This window comes from Pseudocnuella soli, assembly GCF_004347775.1.
In the GTDB taxonomy this organism is placed as follows: domain Bacteria; phylum Bacteroidota; class Bacteroidia; order Chitinophagales; family Chitinophagaceae; genus Flavisolibacter; species Flavisolibacter aquaticus.
Genome location: NZ_CP037755.1, coordinates 2,654,436 through 2,676,978 on the forward strand (window position 1 = coordinate 2,654,436; position 22,543 = coordinate 2,676,978).

Below are 22,543 nucleotides of genomic sequence, written 5' to 3' on the forward strand. Positions count from 1 at the left end.
TGGTATGTTTGTGAAATATTGAAGTAATGATGGGTGAGTCGAACGATATTTTAAATTTTGATCTTCCTTCTTTTTCAGGTGTTTGAAGGTGCTGGCTCGGATGCTTCGCTGTGCTCAGCATGACAAAGCTTAGAGGCATTTTTTACCATAGAATACTGCTGTGCAGGCATGCGGATTGTGTTTTAATAATTGCAAAACACCCCGAAGCTTTTCTTACTTTTACTTTTCGTATTTCTGGTATTTGTTCCAGCGGGTGGCACCGTCTGATTTCAGGATGAGCTTTTGATCGGCATCTTCAAGGGTTACATAGTAGTAAGTGCCGTTCTCATCCGATACTTCTACCAGGTCGGAGATCCACTTTTGGTTGTAGTCTTTTTTAATGGAAGCCAGCAACACTACGGGCAGTTGCAGCGAAGAGATGTTGCGGGTTACCACCATCAGGTTGCCGTTGTTGCTGTAATAAGCAAAGGCATACTGGCCGGCCACCTGGAAAGATACTTTGTACATATCATCGATGGCGGTCCAGGTTACATCGCTTGCCTGCGCAAAGGTGATGCTAAAGCTTTTGAGGGCTGCCGGTGTTACTTCCCCTCCGGGATTGTTTTTGGCCTGGGCCATAAAGGAAGAAAGAACAGTCAGCAGGATAAATAAAGGTTTCATGATTTGTTAGTTGAAGTATGATTTGTTTTGGTTGTTCTGTGTTTGTTTGACGATTCAAAAGTAGTGTGGGTTACACCCCGGGGCAAGTGAATTGTGAGGGGTGGCAAGGGCTGTTAAAAGGCTTAACAAAGAAAGAGTGGCCGTCGCTGCAAACGCTTAGCCCGCAAAGCTTTTATACAACCACATGTTCATGTGAATGTTGTAGAAGCCTGCTTAAAGTAATTAGCCAAATACATTTGCAATAATGATCTAACATCTGAAGCATTTGACGATACGCTTATACACTAAAACCTACAACTGATCTTCCCATTATTACAATTCAATCAAGCGACCGTTGCAAATGCATTCGTGTATTATAGTTTTACAGCAGCAACCAAGCTAACTTCTTTATTTCTCTCTACATATGGCAAGCAATCGTTAGTCGCCCGCTGTTTTTACAGTGGGCTTTTTTTGCGACAAGCCGAATAACATTTTGTAAAAAACATGCAGCAGCACCCGTTCATTTTGGACAAACGGCAAAACAAAAGGCAGTCCACGAGGAACTGCCTTTTGGCATAATAGAAATTTTGCTCAACAATCAGTGCAGCAAATAAATGGCACTTCGGTTAATGGCGAGGTGCGCAAAATGCGGAAGCTGCCCAACTGCGTTTTTAATGGATCGATAGGTTTGGTATCGGGTATCGGTCCGTCCATTTTCCGATAGGTTTCCTGCTGGATGCCTGCTGCCAGCGTTTGATCGTAATTGCTGGCAATGCTGCTGATCAGCGCTTCTTTTTTTGCCCGTGCATCGTTCATGTGCTGGTAGATGTTGGTAATCTGCCCATACACTTCAACACACAAAATACTCAGCGGCGCATCTTCCGGAAGGCCGTACAGGTACAGCATTTCGCGGATTTCCTTGTTTTGCCATGCGCCGTAGGCCTGCCAGGTTGCCTCTTTTTCCCGCGCTAGTTTTTGCACATATTCCATTTCAAATTGCCGGATCAGCACCGGGTTGTTCCCGGCTTCACCCATTTTTATTTTCAGCCATTCGCGGTGGCGGGACGGCGGTTTCTGTTCCAATCTTTTTTCCGCCAGCAAAATATTGCGGAAATCCAACCCGTCGGCTTGCCGCACCTGCGCATACAGCAAGCACCAGATGCTGGTTCGCGGTGGGTTGCTAGTTACATTTTTTCCATTAAGCACTGCTTTTGCAAACGGCGCAGATACGCGGAGCAGTTGCTCGTCTCTTGAAACCATTGCCAGCAGGTTGGGCGCCGGGTGCTGCAGGCCGGCTACGCGCAGCGGTCGCCCAAATCTTCCCTGCGCTGTGCTCCACAACCGGTCGCTATGGCCAAACCGGAACTCGTATGTGAAAAAACCAAACAATTCCGTGCTTTCACCATGGAGGCCCAGCGGCAGCGGCAGTATGTAAAAGTGCCGGTCCTTATCATCCGATTTGATCATCTTTTGCATGGCGTTGAGCCCGGCATGTTCGGGGCTGCTGGCCGGTGTAATCACCCTGATGTATTCCGGGTCAATCGGCAGGTTGCTTTCTTCCGGAATCTCCAGTAATGAGGGGTCGTTGTTGGACAGCAACTGGTCGGGGGCATAGGCCAGCACCCGCGCAAACAAATCATCGGCTTCGTTGTCTGGCTTGCGGTCAAACTCCAGCCATAGGTATCGTTTTCTTGCTTCGGTGGCGCTGTACTGTTTGTTGCGCTTGTACGGGCTCAGCGCAATACCGGCGCCCACCAGTTTCGGCATTTGGGTTGGATTGACTGTTGCCGGCAGCAGTAGTGCCGGTGTTTCCAATGGGCCATCAGCGGTAGGCGTGTGCCCGGTCTTAAATCTTGGTGTGATCTTATAGGAAACCTGGCTTACGTCGGGAAACTCGCCAATGGGCGGTTTTCCATCCACTACATCAATCAAGATGATCTTCGTGTATTCGCGGTGGATGAGTCCGTCTTCACCTTCTTGTATGGCCTGGAAACTGGCAATGCGTTGCAGGTCGAGCGAACCGATCTGCTGCCAAGGTTTTGCGCTAATGTCGTCGGCTTCGCGGCCTTGTTTTCGCCTCCGCTCAATAATAAAGCTCAAAGCATCGAGGCTGTCCCAGGTCCAGTCGCGGTTAATGTAAAAACTGGTGCATACCAGCCAGTGGCCCTGCAACTCGTTGGTGCCGCTAAACGTGATGCTGCTACTGTCGGGTGCCATGGTATGCCGCACCATGTTGGAGCACCAAAACGCAATCCGTTCACCCAGCGGTGCCGTGATCGTAAGCTCTTTGGCATGGACGTCCAGTTGTTTTGCAAAACGCTGCACAATGCCGGACATTGCATCCGGTGTGTTGTTGCCATCAAGCGTTTTAAAAAATATCGGGTTGAGTTTGATGCGCAACGGATCGGGTTGCAGCAAAATGCCTTGAATGGCCTGCGGATCTTCCGTCCCGGTAAACAGGTCCGTTTCCACAGCCGATTCTTTGCGCAGCGACAGCACAGTGGTTTTGCCAAGGCGGGCATCGAGGTCGGGATTGGTTTCGCTGTAATTGCCCCAGTAATCGGCGGTGCCTTCGCAACAAGCCCGGATGGTCATGCGGATGTCCCTTGCTGTTGGCAGTACAATAGTTCCCGCAGTTTGTGCAATCGTATCATTGTCGGCCACATTGTCAAACGGCTCGGTAATATTTCCCAGCTTTAAGATCGGCTGGTCTTTCCAGTTAATAGGCACCTCCAGCAAAGCATCCGGATTTGCCGCATCAAATGTGCGGTAAGTGGTGTACAGCGTGATGTAGTGTTCGCGGCCATCGTCGCTGGCCAGGTTGTCCATCTTCAGCGTTTCCACTTCCACTTTTACCTGCACTTTTACCACATCCAGGTCCGGAATACCAAAGCCATCGATGGGTTGATCTAAGGCCTGTTTGGCAAAATTATCATCGCGGTTTTGCCGCAGGCGGGTAAGTGCATCGGCTTCAACGTACCGGCCCGTATACAACACGGCTGGGTAGCCTAGCAGCGGCCGTTGCATCTTAAGGCTGTTCGGGGTAAAATTTACATCGTCGGTATTGGGCTTTAACTCAGTGTCGGTGTGGCGCAGCAGCAAAGCATTTGGCGCAATGTATCGTTTAAAATGCGTAGTGGTGATCATGCCAGGCAGTGCCTTTTCCGGTTCGCCGTTTTCGCCGGGGCCGCCGCCGCTCATATCACGCATCCTTACCCGAAATTCGTATTGGTTGCCATACAATAGTTTAGTAGTATATGCCGGTGCCGTGTACATATCACTCAGCGTTGCCGGGTGTTTGGTATCGCCAGCATTAGCATAGATTTCAGCGGCCCGTTTATCGGGCAGCACCATACACTGGTCATTCCAGTTGGCAAAATACATGGGCAGCCAATAGCTGCCGGCCAGCTTGGTAGGATATACCTGGTAAGGCAACTCCCCTGCATAATTGCCCATATTGATCGTTTCCAATTGCAGGGCGCCGTTGCTGACCACCTCAGTCAGGCTTTCCCAGGCAGCGCCGCCAAACTGCCGCACATCGATGCAGTAGCCGGTTACGCCCAAAGGCGCATCCAGCCGTTTGTCGCCCAGGTTTTCGTCGGTGCCAATTTGCCGCAAATACCAGATCAATATTTGTTCATCATCCCAGCCCAGCCGGATGCCCATTTCTTTTTGTGGGTGAAAGCCGTCGGCACGTTCCACCAACAGGTTGTGGCTGCGCGGCTGGTAGCTGTGCACCAAACCGGCAAAGCCGTCGTTGTATCGGGCTGATTCAATAAACAATTCATCAAAAATGCCTTCCGGGTTTTGCCCGCTTTTCATCACAGGAAAAAGAACGGCGGCAAAAAGGCTGCGGGCCTCGCCCCACTCCAGCGGTGGTATTTTAGCTGCATATTTTTTGATAAAAGGATCGGTGCCAACCGGCTCCGACGCTGCCTGTTGTGCGCTGTAATCGCCGGTTAAAATATCGGCATAAATCCAGCCGCCTTTTTCAAGGTCGCCGGCCGATAATTGGACAGTTACGTTGTAGATTAAACCAGCCGCTTTTGCCATGAGCGGTTGCCGCATCAGGTGCGCATACACTTTGCCCCAGCTAACTTTTCCATCGCTGGGCGCAAAAGTTGGATCGGGCTTATCATCGCGAACGGCGCAATGGTAACTGTCATCAGTAACCGCATTGGGCACCCGTGGCGCGGTGAAATTAAAAGCTTCGCGATAAGAGAACGGCAGGTATTTGCGCACCGCAGTATTGCGAGGCAACGCCTTTGGAATAGAGAATTTCTCTGCAGCGGCCCGGTCGGCACTACGGCTTTCATCAATGTCGAAATATTTTGGCGTCACACCGTTCGGCTGTTTGGCATCTTTCAGTGTTTTGTAAATATCCGCAGCCTGTGTACTGTAAACAATGGGGTCCATTGGCCGCGTGACTTCGTGTGGCGGAGCGGGCAGTTTTCCTGGAAATTCGGATGGATTGTTCCCGATTTTGATTGTGAATTGCGGTTGCACCGAAACAAACGGCGGCGCTATACTAGTGCCTTCATTTCGTACATCATCCAACGGGCTAATGTTGCGTGGAAGAAATACAAGGTTAAGCGACAGCTTTCCTGTTGCGTCCACACTCTGCGGAAAAGCCAGCAGGGTAAAACGTGTTTTATCAATGGCCATTGCCTGAAAATTTTTTTTGGAGAAAAATGGTTAAGCAATCTGCCGGGTTTCTTCCCAGCTTTCACTGAAATCGATGTTGATGACGAAGCAAATGCTGATGTCGATAGCGAAGGTTACCTGCGCCTTGCACAAGCAAGGTTTATTTTCACCCTCCTCTCTTTGAATGGAGCCTCTTGCTTCGATGGTGATGGTAACGCTTACAATGCCACCGCATATTTCGGCATGGCCGCGGAACAACATAAACGCGGTAACCTTTACCGTTTTGTTGCTGTCCACATACACTTCCACGCCCACCATAAACAGCACGCTAACGTTGGCCACCACCGGCAGGCCCACAGTTATTTGGGCACCAAAACCAAACTTCATCGTCAGCGAAATCAATGGGCTGGTATCGGCCCGCAGCGCCAGGTCGGCACTGCCCACGGCATACACCGTGCCTGCGGCAAGGCTCACACACATCACCTGCAGCCCGCCATGAAACTTGAAAAATGCACCAGCAGTGGGGAGCAGCTGCTTTGGATCGGTTGTTACTTTTAACGCAGCGTTGAAAAAAACACCCAGGCTCATGCTCGCCTCCAGTTTAAGCGGCGTAGTGGGCGCTTCGTACAGGTTGCGTTCCGGCGGAAAGCGCACCAGTGCAATGTCTTTGGTGGCTTCAAATTTATACTCCCAAAGATTGGCGCTGTTGCTCATGGCTACTTTGAGGCCTTTCTTCAACGCATCGCCATATTTGCCCGTGCTCAGCGCCTGCAGTATTTCCAAGATCTTGATCACAGCGTCCACCGCATCGCTGAATTCAATTTCGGGTGTGGGGAAATTCAGGCCGGTTGCATCGCTGTCCTGCTTGCTGCCGTAATCGGTTTCTTTTCCTTTTTGTGAATTGAAATTTCCTTTGATGGTCATCAGCCTTTTTAGCGGGCCAAGATCTACAACCATCGCCAGGTTGTTCATGCGTCCTTTCCAGGTATTAGCCAGGTCGGACGCAAATGAATCGACATCAAAATCAAAGTTGCCGATGAATTGTTTCGGGTCTTTTTTGGGGCTGCTGGTTACAGCATATTCAATGTAAATGCACAACACATCTTCAATGTTCACCAGCTCGTATGCAAATGGCGGCAGGTCAAATTTGAAAGCCTTATCCAACACTTCGTTGCCTTTTGCTTTGATCAGTTTGTAACCCTGGTCAAGTAATTTGCCCGCTTCTTCTTTTGCTTTTAGTTCCAATACCTCGTACAGCTCTTTTCCCAGGTTGTCGACAACGCCAGGTTTGCTGAACGCTTCGATCGCATTTTTTGCATCGTCAATGCCTTTCAGCATTTGAATGGCGGTGCCAAAATTGACCTCTGCATCGCCCACATTCGGAAAGATGCTGTTGGTATTCATCAGGCGATAGGCATCGGCCAGCAGTGGCGGCGTTTTGGTCATGAGCGACTCGATGCCTTTTTTAAACGCCGGTGTCAGGAACAGCACTTTCTGCGTGTTCATGTTTTGCAAAAAGCCAAAATTGAGTGTGCTATTGTCCGGCGTTTTCAACAAGTCGTTGGGAAATGCAATGCGCTGCAATATATTTTCGATTGGCGGAAACGCATTTGTTTTTACATCCAGTAAACCTTCGGCAATGAGCGGCACGCTCAGTTTTTCGGGCATGGGCGTTACATCGCCGCTACCGCGGTTGTGCTGCACCATCGTCCAGCTGCCGTCTTTGGGCAATACCACTGCGCCCCGCACGGCACCGGCAAACACGGGTCCACCACCGCCATCGGTCGATTCGTTTACATCAAAACGGTCGAGGCGCATCCGCTGGTTGGTGCCCGCCACCTTGATGGTGCAATTGATGGGGCCGCCAATGGTGCCTTTTTCATAGCCCATCAAACCTTTCAGCGCCTGCGGATCGATGGGAGCAGCTGGTGGCGCCAGTTGTACATATCCAATGACGCCTTTGCTGGCCACACGGTTGTCGGTGCCGCCTTCTACGACGTTGTCAATTGCTACATCGCAATCGAAACTGATGCCTTGAAGAATGGCTGTTTTCGTTTTTTGTGGCTCGGCCGGTACCGGGTAACCGTTGGCGCCTTCCTGCCACAGGTACACCAGTTTGGTGTTGGTGGTGTAGGCCTTTGGTATTTCGCGAATGTTGCGGATGTTGTACAAGCCGCGAACCGGGCCGGGGTGAATATTAAATGGATTGGGGTGCAGCTCCTTTACTTTTTTCCCAGTGTTTTTGTCATTAACCGGGTAGCGAAAATCGAACAGGCCATCGCTTTGCGCCTGCCAGCCGCTGTCCACCCGGGCCACATATCCATTGCCCATCCGAAACAGCGTGATGGTACGAACCACGCGAATGCCCCAGGGGTAAACCATGCTTTTTACCTGCACCACCTCGCGGCTGGTGCGGCCAACGGCCACGTTGAAAAATGCCTGGCTGGTTTGCGCAAAAAGGGCGTCCTTATTTTCCCAATTGCTAAATGTGCTGGCGCCGTAACCACTGATGCCGACGCGCTCCAACGGCACTGCCGGCCGGCCCGGCGGCATGTCTACCGATTGCGAAAATTCGCCATTGAAAATAATATCCGGGCTGTGCGCCAGGTTGCTGTATTGTGCACCAACACCCGCGGAATCGTTAATGTTGTGCAATTGAAAAGTGAACCCTTCAAACAGGCGCCCATCGCCGGGATTGACACTAATTCCTCCGGATAGTTCCAATTGGATGCCGCCAACAATATAGTCCCAGACCGGTGCGATGTTTTCGATGTATTCGCCTTTTCCCTGCGGCTTGTTACTGTTTAAAAAACTCAGGGCTACCATGCCAAACGGCAGGTTGAACCATGCGTAGGTCTTGCCATCGTCGCCGCTTTGAAAAGTATGCACCAGGTACTTCGCCATCGGTATCGGCGACAGCGCCACCGGCTTTTTACTGAGGTTGCCGATGCGGGTGGCGAGTCCGTCGTTCTGGTAAAAGTTCCAGCCAAGCGGAGGATCGAAGGGCGGGCTGGCGGGAATGAGCGCATCCGGATTATTCGGGTCGGGAATTTGTGCACCGGGCAGGCATTGAGGAGGCGTAGTATTGAGCACCGGCTCCCAGCTTATTTGCGGTACTGTAAACGCCTGTACCTGGCGGCCAGGCGCCACCACATCGAGGCCACTTACCTGGATGGGAAATACCTGCACATCGCCTTCGTTTTTAATGTTGATGTCGTACTTGCGGGCCACTACCTGCTGCAACACATTGTTGGTAAACGAAAAGGCCACACCCATCTGGTTGGCTTTGCTGCTCACGTCGAGCAGGGCAAAATCGTCCATGCGCAGGGCAAAAAAATCGTTGCGTACCGCGGCTGCCCGCACCGTTCCGCCCCTGGGTTGCATCAGCACATTATCGGGTAGTTCAACTGGTTTTGCCGTGCCCAATGTTGGAAGAAATGGCTTATTAGCATTATTGTCTGTAACCGGTGTTCCTGGCTTAGCACCCCAGTCTTTTTCAATTTCAAGTGGCTTTTGCAGCGGCGCAAAATGAAAACTAACGCCTACTTTGTTCGGTGCTTCTGGCTTTTGTTCCCACTGCACCAGGCCGATGAGCCATGCCGACACGCGGCTGCTGCGCTGGCCGTTGGGAGTGGCACCGGTTATATTATTTCCGCGATCATTAAACTGGTTTTCCAAAACACCCAGGTTAGCAGCATACGGATCCGGGAGGGTGGGCAGGTAGCTAAACAACCCAAAATGCAGGAACATGCGGCCCAGGTGCATGGTCGTGATGGCTTCGTCCACCTCGCTGAACAACACCAGGCCATTGGGCGGCGTAACGGTGAACAGCGCATTGTGCATGGCCAGCGCAATGGGCCGCACTTTCGGCATTTTATCCGCCGGCAATTTGTTGTCCCACAAAATGTTTTCATCGCCCAGGTTCAGCGACCGCTTGTGCTTGTTCATGCCAATCATCAGCAGGCTGCCCTTCGTTTTTACCAGCATGCCCTGCCCGTCCACTTTCACGGGCCTGTCGGCATTGAGTTCTGCGTTGCATTTGCAAGCCAATAGTTCGTCGCCTTTTGCCTGCGTATTAAAAATGAAATTGCTGTTTGCGCTAAATGCCAAATCCAGCGTGCTGCCGAACGGGTTTACCTCGTCCTGCCACATTTTTAGTTCCTGTTGTGCACCGGTGCCATTAGCGGCAAATTCGGTGATGCCGATGCGGCCCGGCTCGCCAATGATAAAGGGAGCCGAAAGCCGCAGTTGCTGGTTTTGCAAACCTTTCCATTGCGCTGCGATACCTTCACTGCACTGCACTACAATGGCACCGTTTCCGTCCGCTTCGGTGGGCGCCGCAGGATTTATTTTTGCCACTGGTATACCCCACCAACTGCTTCCAATTTGTGCAACGCCGTTGAGGGTACAAAATGGCGACAAGTTTTCTTTAATGGAAAAATCTGGATTGGTGCAACTAACGGGGATGGCTAACCGCCCGATTAGGGGATTATACACGCTGGCCTGGTTGCCGCTGTAAGCAAAGCTGTTCTCGCTACCGTACACCTTCCACTTACTTTCGCCAACCGCATTGATTTTTTTGGCCAGGTTTTGAAATTGGAAGCCAAAGCTTTTGGGCAGATCATACGTTGCATTCCGGGCATCTTGTCCGTAGGGCGATGATGCGTCGCCATCAGTGATTCCTTTTTGCTCCAACGCAAGGTCACACACAACAGTGGTTGCTGCAGTTACAGTCAGTTTACCCGCCACAATGGTTGGGTCGGCATTGAGCACAATGGTGCCGCCTGTGACTCGCAGGCCTGCGTAATATCCTGCAGGTGCGGCATTGTCGAACAGACGTGCCAGTACCCATACCGTTTCGGGCACCACTTTATAATTGCGGGTAATTTCGGGCGGCTGTATCGGCAGGCGGCCCGGTAACCGGCGGATGGGAAAGCCTGCATTGAACAGGATGACTGGTTCGGGCTGGCCCGCCACGTGCAGTGCAATGAGCTTTTTTACCTGCGCCACATCGAAAAACACCTGCCGGCCGGTAACCTTATCAATAAAAGGCCCGCGGGTAACCACCCGTGATCCGGCCGCTGCTTTTGGCGTGCCGCCGGCCAGTTGGGTAGTGCGCACCGGAAGCGTTCGTACAAATACCTGGAATTGGTCTTCCTCATCTTCGGTATTGCTCGTTGCGGTTTCACCAATGGCAGTCTTGTCGCCCTGTTTAAAAAGGTCGCTGGTTTCCAGCAAATATTGTTGGCTGATGATGTCGTCGGGGTCGAGGCTCGTCAGTGTGCGGGCCAGCATTTGTTGCAATTCTTCCAGCGATTTTTGCTGTTCGGCGCCGGAGATATGAAAATGGGAAGTAAGCGCGGCCAGGTGGGCCGGAATGGTTGGAGCAGGCATACCGTGTAGGTTAGGTGAGGGGAATACGCCTGACAAACTACAATGTGTATGTTAGGGATGCAATACTTTATAGTAAAAAAATATCATTCGAATAGGCCTGGTGCAGCGCTGCCTCATTTATAAATGCGAAACAACTGTTTTATAGCTTCGATAAATACGTGCTGGTAGTGGGTTTGCTGCGGCCGTGTTTGTTTCATCATCTCAATGTTAGGCATAACCGTAAATGAAGGGAGCGGCTGCTTCCTAACGTAGTTTTACTCCATCGGTACGCAAAATTTCTGTCGTTAATTATTTTAATAAGATTGATGGCGCAACAAGTATTGCGTTATTGAAAAGAGGGTCTGAACTGATATGGTTGGGCCTTTTTGCTTAAAGAAGTACTGGCTTTCAAATCAAGCAACGCTGAATCTTTATTCGGTAAAAGGGGCAAAACATAGTTGCGCTGTTTATTGTTTTTCAGTGCGACAAAAATGGCGTAATTAGCATTTACCGCGATGTTCGAAACGCATTGAACCTGTCACACATTTGTTTCCATCCGCTTTTTTGCTTCCATGTACCAAGTAAGTTCATCCAAGAAAGTCTGTGCAGCTTTTTGCGCTTTAGGATTGGTGTTGTTACCCGTCTCATCGTATGCATCCTGCACATCACCGGCCCGGTACATGTTGGGCACCAGCGTGGCGCCCATTTTTACCAATGTAAATACCAGGCTGGTGAGCACCTGGCTGCCGCCAAATTGCCCGTTGGAAACCGCTGCAAGCGCAACGGGTTTGCGTTTCCATTCTGGGTAAAGTAAGTCGATGGCGTTTTTCAGGCTGGCGGGGTAGCCGCCGTTGTACTCCGGCGTTACGATGACGATGCCGTCCGCAGCTTTAATTTTTGCAGCAAAATCCACCGCAGCTTCTGGCGGTTGTTGCATGTGGCTCAGGCGTTCTTCAAAAAGCGGAAAATTGTATGCTGCAAGGTCAAGCATTTGTGCAGTAGCCTTTCCACTTTGGTCGATCATTTTTTGAAAAAAAAGCGATACCCGGTGGCTTTGTCGGCCGGTGCGGATGCTGGCGGAAATGATGGCAATGGTAAACATGCGCTTTAGATTGAGGTTGTCTTAAAGTTAGTCAGGAAACACGTTGAAAGTTTGGAACCTGATGAATACTTAATTATATAAACGAACACTAAATTGATACGTACGTAATTGCTTACCCGTTTAAAGCGTACACTTGCACAAACAATACATCGCATGCATTCAGCCGAAGCAGTATTACAAGAATTGGGGCTTGAACTGCCCCCGCCACCCAAACCACTAGGTGTGTATAAGCCCTGTCTGATTGATGGAAAATACCTGTATGTTTCCGGGCACGGCACGGTGCAGGCCGACGGCTCGCTGATCATTGGGCGCATTGGCAAAGACATGGATGCAGCAGCAGGCAAACTGGCCGCCCGCCAGGTAGGCCTTGCTATTCTTGCCACCATCCGCCAGCAACTGGGCAGCCTCGACCGGGTAAAAAGAGTGATCAAAGTTTTGGGCATGGTCAACTGTGTGCCCGAGTTTGAAAAGCATCCTTTTGTCATCAATGGCTGCAGCGAGTTATTTGCCGAAATTTGGGGCACCGAAAACGGCATTGGTGTACGCAGTGCCGTGGGTTTTGGATCGCTGCCTGATAATATCCCGGTAGAGATAGAAGCCTTGTTTGAATTGCATGAGGAAGCATAACACTTAGGCAATCTTGCGCTTTTTACTACATCTACGTTTCACCCAAATTCATCCCACACAGCCGCCACATGTTTATCATCGATGCCCATCTCGACCTTGCAATGAATGCGCTGGAATGGAACCGCGACCTCACGCAGCCGGTAGCGCAAATCAACAGCCGTGAGGGCCACCTTACGGATAAGCCCGACCGGGGCAGGGCTGTAGTGTCGTTGCCAGAACTGCGCAAAGGCAAAATCGGACTGGTGGTGGCTACACAAATTGCACGTTATGTTGCTCCTGAGAATAAGCTGCCCGGTTGGCATTCGGCCGAGCAGGCATGGGCGCAAACGCAAGGACAACTGGCTTGGTATAAAGCCATGGAGGAGCGTGGCGAAATGGTGCAGATCGTTGACCTCACATCGCTAAACCGGCACTTGCAGTTGTGGCAACAGGCATCCACAACCGAAAATTTACCGGTAGGCTATATCTTAAGCCTTGAAGGTGCCGACTCGATGGTAACGGTGCAGCACCTGGAGCGTGCATGGCAATATGGTCTGCGTGCAGCGGGCCCCGCACATTATGGCCCGGGCCGTTATGCCAACGGTACCGATGCATCCGGCAAAATGGGTGCTGCCGGCTTGGAGCTGCTTCGTGAAATGGAGCGGCTCCATTTAATTTTGGATGCAACGCACCTGTGCGACGACGCATTTTGGCAGGCCCTGGATCATTTCAACGGGCCAGTATGGGCCAGCCACAACAATGTGCGGGAACTGGTGCCGCACAACCGGCAATTTAGCAACGATATGATGAAAGCCCTGATTGAAAGAGGCAGCGTTATTGGTGGTGCACTGGACGCATGGATGATGGTGCCCAACTGGGAGCGGGGTAAGTCAACGCCAAATGGGATGGGCTGCAACCTGGAAGTGGCGGTCGATCACCTGGATCATATTTGCCAATTGGCAGGAAATGCGCGGCATGTGGGCATTGGCTCCGACCTGGATGGTGCGTTTGGCCGGGAGCAATGTCCTTATGATTTGGAAACGATCAGCGACCTGCAAAAACTGCCTGCGCTTTTATCGAAACGAGGTTTTTCAGATGCTGATATCGAACTGGTAATGCATGGCAATTGGTTGCGGTTTTTACAGGATGCATGGAAGGATATTTAATTAAGCCCCTTATTGTTTTGCATATAAAAAATGCCGGACAGTTATTGCCCGGCATTTTCAATGATATAAAATATCATCAATGCGCAGCCAAAGCCGGCGCCGTATTCATCCGAATGATATTAAGTTTTGCCAACACTTTAATGATCGGGTAGCACAGGTCAAACTCACCTTTCTCCACCGCAAAATTGCTGCGGCTTGGATGCACATGGTGATTGTTGTGGTAGCCTTCGCCAAACATCAGCCAATCAAGCTTGAACAGGTTTTTTGAAGTGTTGTCGGTTTCAAAATTTACCTCGCCATATTTATGCGCATACCAGTTGATGATCACACCGTGCAACGGGCCCATCACAGCATGTACGGGCACCAGCAACAGGAACCATGCAGATGGCGCAAACAGCAGGTACAGCGCTACGTACACGCCAATCCAAAAAACCCGTGATGGCCAGCTGCTGGCAAAAATGTCGAACGATTTCCAGGTGGGTACGTTCTTAGTAAAACGTGGCTCCACCTTTGTTTTTTCACTCAAAATATCGGAGTAGATATTTTTGGTGCGCCACATCATGGCGAAAATATTTTTATCGTAAGCAGGAGAGTGGGGATCCAACTCCGTATCGGTGTAAGCATGGTGCATGCGGTGCATGATGCCGTAGGCACGTGGGCTCAAATAAGATGAGCCTTGCGTAAGCCACGCAAAGAAAAAGAAAAAGCGTTCCCAGCCTTTAGTCATAGTAAAGGCCCTGTGGGCTGCATACCGATGCTGAAAAAATGTTTGGGAAAAAAGCGATAGGTACCAGTGGGCAATAAAAAATACGATAACAAAAACCATAAGAAAAGTTGAACTAAGCAATTAACAAGCCAATAATGCCCATTGTTGGGCGGGTCGGCGACCCAATTGACTTCAAGCCGCAAAAGTCGTTAATCTAATGAGAACCTCAGGTTAAAAAACGAAAATTTTTCACTTTTTGCGGTCGGATTGCATGGTAGTGTTTTCACATATTGCAGGCGTACCGGCAGTTACGGGCAGATAAAGTCGAGTTGTATATTCCGCTATATTTTTCTGGACCGCCGCGGCTATTTTTAGCGGTATTACAAATTGGTGATTGTTTTGAACTGCATATGCGGCAGTTTTGCGCAGCAAATGGGTGCATTGAAACCCGCACAACCAATGAAACAACACAACCGTTCTGTACTCATCCTGATACTTGGGATGCTTTCCGCAATAGGACCATTTTCCATCGATATGTACCTGCCGGGCTTTCCCGCCATCGCCTCTAACCTCGGCACAACCGTAGAGCGGGTAGCTTATTCGCTTTCTTCTTTTTTTGTTGGCGTTTGTCTGGGCCAGCTGCTCTGCGGGCCGCTGCTCGACCGCTTTGGCCGCAAGCTGCCGCTCTGCATCGGGTTGGGCATTTATATAGTTGCCTCGGTTGGCTGTTCGCTGTCGCAGTCGGTGGAGGCGCTGATTGTGTTCCGGTTTCTGCAGGCATTGGGCGGCTGTGTAGGCATGGTAGCGCCCAACGCAATTGTTCGCGACGTGTTCCCGGTGGAGCAGAGTGCTCGTGTATTTTCCATGCTCATACTCATCCTGGGTGTTTCGCCCATACTGGCACCAACGGTGGGCAGTTACGTGGTGGCGCATTTTGGCTGGCAGGAAGTGTTTGTGGTGCTGGCGGTGATTGCCGTTTTGATTTTGATTGCCGTGATCCGGTGGCTGCCCGAAAGCCGCGGCCCCAATCCAGCTTACTCGCTGCGGCCGGGCTCCATTGTACGCAGCTATGGCGAGGTATTAAAAAAGCCGCAGTTCAACACCTATGCGTTTGCCGGGGCCATTGCATCGGCGGGCTTGTTTGCGTACATCGCCGGTTCGCCGTTTGTTTTTATGGAACTGTACGGCGTAAGCGAACAAGATTACGGGCTAATCTTTGCGTTGGTTGCAGCCGGCCTTATTGGCAGCAGCCAATTGAACAATCTGTTCCTAAAATATTTTACCAGTGCACAAATTCTGCGCACCGTGCTGATGGTACAATCTGCAGTAGGCATTTCGCTGTTGGTGGGTGTCGTAACCGGCACCATTGGGCTGGTCGGTACCATCGTCCTGATCTTTCTTTTTCTCAGTTGCCAGGGTTTTACATTTCCCAATTGTGCTGCGCTGGCAATGGCGCCGTTCAAGCAAAACGCAGGTAGCGCATCGGCACTGCTGGGTGCCATCCAAATGGTGTTGGGCGCCATTGCATCGGCAATGGTGGGATTGATGTTCAATGCCACCGCTGTGCCCATGGCTGGTACCATGGCGTTTTGCTGCGTTGCCGGTTTGAGTATTTTATTGTTAGGCAGTAAAAAAATAGCGTTCAACGCCAGCCAGGACCAAATAGAACAACAAACGCTGGAGATGATTGAAAAATATTAGATGTTTATGTATGCTAAAGGGCATGCATAAACGAAATTTAATTTATTGCAAATTTGAAACTGAACTGATCGCCGTGCTTGTAAACCTTGATTAGGAAATGTTGTAAAGTAGTTCGCTTTCTGTCACCGATTTTTATTAAAACGAAAACGGATTTTTTAAAAACTACGCATTTCCTTTTTTCTTCAGTGCAATGTATTCCGAGGGCAGCATATTAAATTTTGCTTTGAATGATTTTGCGAAATAGTTGGGCGTGGAAAAGCCCACCGAATAACCGACTTGCGCAATCGTCATGTCGCTTTTTTCCAGCAGCACGGCGGCTTTTTCCAGTTTTACCGACCGGATGAATTCCACCGGTGTCTGCCCGGTAAGTTCCAGCAGTTTATTGTACAGCGAGCTTCGGCTCATACCAATATTGCGGCTCAATTCTTCCACCGACAATTGTGGATTGGTGAGGTTTTCTTCAAGGTAAACCGATATCGCTTTCATCAATTTCTCATCGTCCGATTCAATATGCACCTCCGGCGCCTGTACTTTTATCTGCTTGGTGTAAGTAGTCTTGAGGGTTTGATTCAGCACCAGCAAATTATTGATCTTGGCATGCAGCACGTCGTAGTTAAATGGTTTAGTGATGTAATCGCTGGCACCGGTCTGCAAGCCACGCAATTGGTCTTCCTCACCAGTCAATGCCGTAAGCAAGATCACCGGAATATGGCCGGTGCGCTTGTCTGCTTTTAGTTTGCGGCTCAGTTCTATGCCATCCATCACCGGCATGCTGATGTCGCTCACCACCAATTGCGGATGCTGGCCCAACGCTTTTTGCCAGCCTTCCTTCCCGTTGGCTGCTTCCAGCACACAAAAGCTCGATTGCAAGTTGTCTTTTAAATAAGCGCGGAAATCTTCATTGTCTTCCACCAGCAAAATGGATGGTTTGCCATTACTGCCCGAAACTAAAGATGCCACTTCTGCAACGGCTGCTTCGCCTGCTTCGTCCATTTCGGTTTCTTCAACTGTTGCGACGATTTCGGGTTGTGGCAATTCAATTGTTTGCGGTGCATCTATTTCGGTAAAAGGAAGCTGAATAATAAAGGTGGTGCCTACTTCCGGCTCGCTTTCTACCGCGATGGTGCCGCCATGCAGTTGTACAAATTCCTTGGTGATGGCCAGTCCAATGCCGGTGCCCTGGTTGAGGATTGCTGCGGGTGAATTTGCCTGGAAGAACCGTTCAAAAATGCGGTCTTTTTGTTCCGGCGAAATACCCACGCCGGTGTCCTTTATTTGGATGGTCACCCATTTTTTATCGCTTTCCTGTTGTTGCGCTGCCTGTTCTGTAATGGTCAACTCAATCTGCCCGCCTTCAAGCGTAAACTTGAATGCATTCGACAACAGGTTGAATAGTATGCGTTCAATTTTATCATGATCAAAACGGGTGTGCAATGCCGCTATTTGCGATGAAAATGTAAAGGCAATTTTTTTGCGCTCCGATAAATCGTGGAAGGAGTCGGCTGCTTCTTTTACAAACGAAACCAATTCGCCTTCGGAGAGTTGCAGTGTCAATTCTTTTTCTTCCATTTTCCGGAAGTCGAGCAGTTGATTTACGAGGTTCACCAGCCGTTTTGCGTTGCGCCGGATGCGGTGCAGATGGCTTTTTGCCTGCGGGTCGGTTTCCTGCGCCAGCAAATGATCGGCAGGACCGAGGATCAGCGAAATCGGCGTACGGAACTCGTGGCTTAGGTTGGTAAGGAATTTTATTTTTTGTTGGTCCAGTTCGTGCACCCGCAGTACTTCTTTTTTTTCCTGCTCGGCGCGGAAACGCTCCTGCTCCAGCGCAAACTTGCGGTTGATGCGCTGAATGCCCAGGTGTCTTGAATACAGCAACAGCCCGATGAATGCAGCCGTGTACAGCAAGTAAGCAAGATTGCTGCGCCAGAATGGTGGGTGTACAAATATCTTAACCGTGTGCCCTTCTTCGTTCCACACGCCATCGTTGTTGCTGGCTTTTACGCGAAAAGTATATTCGCCGGGGTCGAGGTTGGTGTACGATGCAGTGGTTGCGTTGCCCACATAGTTCCAGTCTTTATCAAAACCTTCCAGTTTAAACGCGTATTGGTTTTGCTCGGTGGCGGTGTAGTTCAGTCCGACGTAGCTGATGGAAAAATTTTGTTTAAAATCAAGGTGAATTTCCTTTGCAATCGTTATGTCTTCACGCAGCGGTCCCTTCTCCGATTGCTGCACCGATTGGTTGGCTACTTTCAAATCGGTAAGCAGCACCTTCGGCACATTGGCGTTCTGCTTCAGGTATTTTGGGTTGAAAAAATTGAACCCTTCCAGTCCACCGAAAAATAGCGTTCCGTTGGAAGTGCGCAAGCCGGCGCCGCGTATAAAGTTGTTGTTCTGAAGCCCGTTGTGGTGATTGTAATTATTGATCTTACCGGTACGTGGGTCGATGCTGCTGATGCCTTTGTTGGTACTGATCCAGATGCGGCCAGAAACATCCATCAATAATTCGTACACCGTGCTGTTGGCTACGCCATCGGTTTCGGAAAAAGTGCGGAACTGCCCGTTTTTTTGGTTGTAATGCACCAGCCCGCCACCAAAAGTTGCCGCCCAGATCCCGTCGGTGGAATCAATCAACAACGCTTCTACAATATCATTGACAAGTTTGCTGTTTTCCGTGTTGTAGACATTGAATTTGCCCGAGCCCGGGAAGTAAGTGGCAATGCCGCCGCCGTGTGTGGCAATCCAGATATTGCCCTGGCTGTCTTCTTTTATATCGCGGATATAGCCATTAATAGGCAAAAAGTTATCGATCGCGGCTTTGGGTTGCGGCGTAAATCTTCGAACCACTGAATAATCTTTATTCAGCACATTGATGCCATTGCCGTTGGTGCCCACCCAGATGTTGCCTGCCTTGTCTTCAAAAATACAATACACATCATTGGCGTTCAGGTCGCCGGGCTTGCCGCCTTGCCATACCTGCCGGTAGTTTTTGATGGCGGGGTCAAACACAAACATTCCTTCGCCATAAGTGCCCAGCAGCAGCGGTCCGCGGCTACTTTTTTCCATCGTTAAAATGGTAAAATTGGGACCAGCGTTGGGCCGGTTGGAGCGGATGGGAAAATGGGTGACATACTTTGTTTGAACATCGAACAGGTTGAGCCCGCCGCCTTCAGTGCCCACATAAACATTGCCATTTTCCGCTTCGGCAAACGAAAGTACCATCGGTGCGTTCAGGCCCCGCGGATCATACGGATTGCTGCGCACCAGGTTAAACAGGTTGAGGTTCCGGTCGTATTTGTTAACGCCACCGCCAATGGTACCAATCCAGTAGAGGCCTTGTTTATCGATATGAATTTTGCGGATGCCGGCAGCCGTCAGGCTGTGGATGTTGCGGTTATCGGGGCGCAGCTGGCGGTTGTTGCCGGTGCGGGTGTCGAAAATGATCAGGCCATTACCGGTGCCGAGCCAAAGGTTGGGCCCATCCACTGCTACGGAAAACACGCTGTTGCCATTGATGCCCGTCACCGGGCTTTGCGAAAGCGGCACAGGCACAAATGTTTCCGAGCCTTTTTGCAGCATACTGAGGCCATTGGTGGAACCCGCCCAGATGTTGCCGCTGCTGTCTTCGGTGATCACGTTTACCTGGTTGCCAATCGGGCCTGTGGCATTGGGATGGGTGCGGAAAAAACCGGTGAATGCCCGGTTTGAGGCATTAAATCTAAAAAGGCCCTGGTTGGTGCCAACCCAAATGCGTTCGCGGCGATCGCGGTAAACGGCAATGCCGGCCAGTGTACCCGGGTCCTCTGAAGTACCGGGCAGTGGCAGGTTGGTTACCTTACCTGACTCGGGATCTACAATATTTACCCCTGCAAAATGCACCACCCAAATATTGCCGCCGGCATCGGTGGTGATGCCGCGAACCACTTTATTGGTGAGGGCGTTGGGGCCGGTGGTGGGGTAGTTTACAAACACATTCTTCTGGCGGTCGTACCGGCTGAGGCCGCCACCGCTGGTGCCGATCCACAGGTTGCCCAGCTCATCTTCGTGCAGGGCCAGTACCTCATTTGCCGGAAGGCTTTGCCGGTCGTCGGGTTTGTGGCGGTACACGGTGAGGTTAATGCCATCGTACCGGTCCAGTCCGTCTTCGCTGCCAAACCATAACAGTCCATATCGGTCCTTCAGGATTGTATTAATGGTATTGGCCGAAAGGCCTTCTTTGGTGGTGATGGAAGTAAAGTTAATGTCCTCCTGTTGGGCAACGCCCATCATGGGCAGGGCAAGCAGTAGAAGGAGGAGAGGAGCAAGTAATCTGGTCGGCATGTTCAAACACGTAGCAAAATGATGGCAAAAGCAATGCAAGTACAAATATCGTTTTTATGAAAGAAAGCGATGTGCAAGAAACAACGCCTCTTTATAATGAACATTGTTTGCCGGGTAATGATAGTGGGAGTACGGACGCATATGAAAATATTTTGGTTTCTTTTTCCTTGTTTTGCAGGCTATTTGGCTTTTTTCCGGCCCGTTTTTCCAGCTTCCAAAAGGGCTTTATACGGGCATTAAGACGAATGTATCCTATTCGTGGCAAAATTTCCATCAGGGTAAACATTCGTTCCATAAGCTTCAACAATCATCGCACATAACGCATTTTAGCCGCCATACTTTTGAATCATCGCAGCGTTCCACCAATAAGCTTTCGCTTTTGAGGGTGCAATCAGCCCGGAACACTGCTCTATTTTTTTTTTCCTTTTTTAGTGAACAAAGGAGTTCTTAAAGCAAGTATTGTTTTGCATATTTCAAACGTTTACGGGAGGATGATTCTTCATCTTCCCCTTTTTTTGTCTCCACGTTTCTATTGCAAGTTGGGTTCAATGATATCTGCTGACTCAAAGGGTAATTTTGCAACTCCGCCAGTCTTTTGCGCCGTTTCATTTAAAGTTTCAGGCATTCTGCAACAATTGTAATACTATTTTCAACAATTGACCTATAGTAATCCCTACTGTTCTGGTAGATTACATCCTGTAAAACATGGGGTTAGGGCTGCTCTGTATAGCATTATGTAGCGCCCTGATTTTGGTTACCCAGCACCCATTTTTTACAACATAATTTAAAGGCCATATGCACAGGTTCTGTGTCATTTCTACGCTTTGAAAAATGTATTTCATTATATACAAGGACAGCGCAGAACACACAGCCAAAGGTAATTTGAGCAAATGAACATGTACCGCGCAAAACGATTGTTTAGAAATATGCTGCCGCTTGCTGCCGGCCTGTTTCTTTTTTCCTGCAAGCCCACTGCACCCGCTGTTAAATCCAGCGTTGCAACAGCAAAGACCGGAGCATTTTACTCCGGCGTTTACCCCAACTTATTTCGCGAGGCTGGCTACAGCCAGGCTGATATCGACGGCAAACTGGCCAAAGCATATCAGGATGTTTTTGAAGGACCCAACCGGGTGTATTTTGAAGTGGGCGATTCGATGGCTTATGTGTCGGATATCAAAAACAACGATGCCCGCACCGAAGGCATGTCGTACGGCATGATGGTGGCGGTGCAGTTGAATAAAAAAGATGTGTTTGACCGGCTGTGGCGTTGGTCGAAGAAAAACCTGCAGCACCAGAGCGGCCCACGCGAGGGCTATTTTGCATGGAGCATCAACCCCAAAACACTCAAGAAAAATTCGGAGGGTTCCGCTTCGGACGGTGAGCTGTTTTATATTACCTCGCTGTTGTTTGCCGCCAACCGCTGGGGCAATGCCACCGGCATTGATTATTACGGCGAAGCCCGCCGCATATTGGATGCCATGTGGAAAAAAGACGGTACCGGCGGCATCTATAATTTGATCAACACGGAGCACAAACAGATCACTTTCGTGCCCGAGCGGGATATGTACAACTGGACCGACCCATCATACCACGTTCCCGCCTTTTACGAAGTGTGGGCCGAATATGCTAAAGACGGCCATGAGCAATTTTACCGCGACTGTGCTGATACATCCCGGGTTTTTTGGCGCCGCGCCACCCACCCGGTTACGGGCCTTAATTACGATTACAGCGAGTTTAGCGGTGCGCCGTATGCCACGCCGTGGATGCCGCCCGGCTTCCGGTACGACTCGTGGCGGGTGCCCATGAACATTGCCATGGATTATGTTTGGTTTGGCAAGGGCCGGGCCTGGCAAAGGGATTATGCTAAACGTTTTCAAACATTTTTACGCTCCAAAGGCATTGACACGTTTGAAGACCAGTTCAATGTTGACGGCACCCGCCCTGATTTCATTTTACAGGCCGGGCCGGTAAAAAAACTGCGGCATTCCATCGGGTTGGTGGGCACAGCTGCAACAACCGCTTTGATGACTGGTGAAAAAGAAAGCCTCGATTTTGTACATGCATTATGGAACGCGAAACTGGAGCCATACGAAGACGGGTATTTTGATCCCTATTACGATGGCTTGATGTACCTGTTTAGCCTGATGCACCTGAGCGGCAATTATCAAAACATTAAACCACAAATAAAATAGCAGAGGGCCGGGAACGGGCAAGAAGCCCCGGCATATGATCTAGCAGAAGCTCATAGCCTTGCAGCTATGCAGCGGCATTGAACAAAACGCAACGAAC

The 22,543-nt window shown here is 50.2% G+C and carries 11 protein-coding genes; 5 read left to right on the forward strand and 6 right to left on the reverse strand.

Annotation, left to right across the window (positions count from 1 at the left end; translation table 11 throughout):
- Nucleotides 1–219: 219 nt before the first annotated feature.
- The 4 genes from EPD17_RS10825 to EPD17_RS10840 form a co-directional block, all read right to left on the reverse strand.
- Nucleotides 220–660, reverse strand: coding sequence for a hypothetical protein (locus EPD17_RS10825; protein WP_132054128.1), 441 nt, complete (start codon nucleotides 658–660; stop codon nucleotides 220–222).
- A gap of 570 nt (nucleotides 661–1,230) precedes the next feature.
- On the reverse strand, nucleotides 1,231–5,304 hold the full coding sequence (locus tag EPD17_RS10830; protein ID WP_132054130.1) for a hypothetical protein: 4,074 nt from the start codon (nucleotides 5,302–5,304) through the stop codon (nucleotides 1,231–1,233).
- Nucleotides 5,305–5,334: 30 nt separating this feature from the next.
- The gene (locus EPD17_RS10835) at nucleotides 5,335–10,677 is read right to left on the reverse strand and encodes a hypothetical protein (RefSeq protein ID WP_132054132.1); all 5,343 of its coding nucleotides are present in this window, start codon (nucleotides 10,675–10,677) and stop codon (nucleotides 5,335–5,337) included.
- 517 nt (nucleotides 10,678–11,194) lie between these two features.
- A complete protein-coding gene (locus EPD17_RS10840) occupies nucleotides 11,195–11,758 on the reverse strand; it encodes an NADPH-dependent FMN reductase (RefSeq protein ID WP_132054134.1) in 564 nt (187 codons plus the stop codon).
- 222 nt (nucleotides 11,759–11,980) lie between these two features.
- Between EPD17_RS10840 and EPD17_RS10845 the strand changes: the two genes are divergently transcribed.
- Nucleotides 11,981–12,385 carry a RidA family protein gene (locus EPD17_RS10845; RefSeq protein WP_240040592.1) on the forward strand — a complete coding sequence of 135 codons (405 nt, stop codon included), beginning with the start codon at nucleotides 11,981–11,983 and terminating at the stop codon, nucleotides 12,383–12,385.
- Between the two features lie 68 nt (nucleotides 12,386–12,453).
- Nucleotides 12,454–13,530 (forward strand): dipeptidase, encoded by a 1,077-nt coding sequence (locus tag EPD17_RS10850; protein WP_132054138.1) that lies wholly within the window; start codon nucleotides 12,454–12,456, stop codon nucleotides 13,528–13,530.
- Nucleotides 13,531–13,606: 76 nt separating this feature from the next.
- On the opposite strand, the gene EPD17_RS10855 is transcribed toward EPD17_RS10850, so the two are convergent.
- Nucleotides 13,607–14,356: an acyl-CoA desaturase gene (locus EPD17_RS10855; protein WP_114234281.1), complete on the reverse strand. Its 750-nt coding sequence runs from the start codon at nucleotides 14,354–14,356 to the stop codon at nucleotides 13,607–13,609.
- A gap of 339 nt (nucleotides 14,357–14,695) precedes the next feature.
- Here EPD17_RS10855 and EPD17_RS10860 point away from each other — a divergent pair, with 339 nt between their 5' ends.
- On the forward strand, nucleotides 14,696–15,937 hold the full coding sequence (locus tag EPD17_RS10860; RefSeq protein WP_132054140.1) for a multidrug effflux MFS transporter: 1,242 nt from the start codon (nucleotides 14,696–14,698) through the stop codon (nucleotides 15,935–15,937).
- A 162-nt stretch (nucleotides 15,938–16,099) separates the two neighbouring features.
- On the opposite strand, the gene EPD17_RS10865 is transcribed toward EPD17_RS10860, so the two are convergent.
- Nucleotides 16,100–20,254, reverse strand: coding sequence for a hybrid sensor histidine kinase/response regulator transcription factor (locus EPD17_RS10865; RefSeq protein ID WP_132054142.1), 4,155 nt, complete (start codon nucleotides 20,252–20,254; stop codon nucleotides 16,100–16,102).
- A 56-nt stretch (nucleotides 20,255–20,310) separates the two neighbouring features.
- Here EPD17_RS10865 and EPD17_RS10870 point away from each other — a divergent pair, with 56 nt between their 5' ends.
- Together EPD17_RS10870 and EPD17_RS10875 are read left to right on the forward strand one after the other, a co-directional pair.
- Entirely contained in the window at nucleotides 20,311–20,574 is a 264-nt protein-coding gene (locus tag EPD17_RS10870) for a hypothetical protein (protein WP_132054144.1), read from the forward strand.
- Nucleotides 20,575–21,144: 570 nt separating this feature from the next.
- Nucleotides 21,145–22,446 carry a glycosyl hydrolase family 8 gene (locus EPD17_RS10875; protein WP_240040593.1) on the forward strand — a complete coding sequence of 434 codons (1,302 nt, stop codon included), beginning with the start codon at nucleotides 21,145–21,147 and terminating at the stop codon, nucleotides 22,444–22,446.
- The last annotated feature ends 97 nt before the right edge of the window (nucleotides 22,447–22,543 follow it).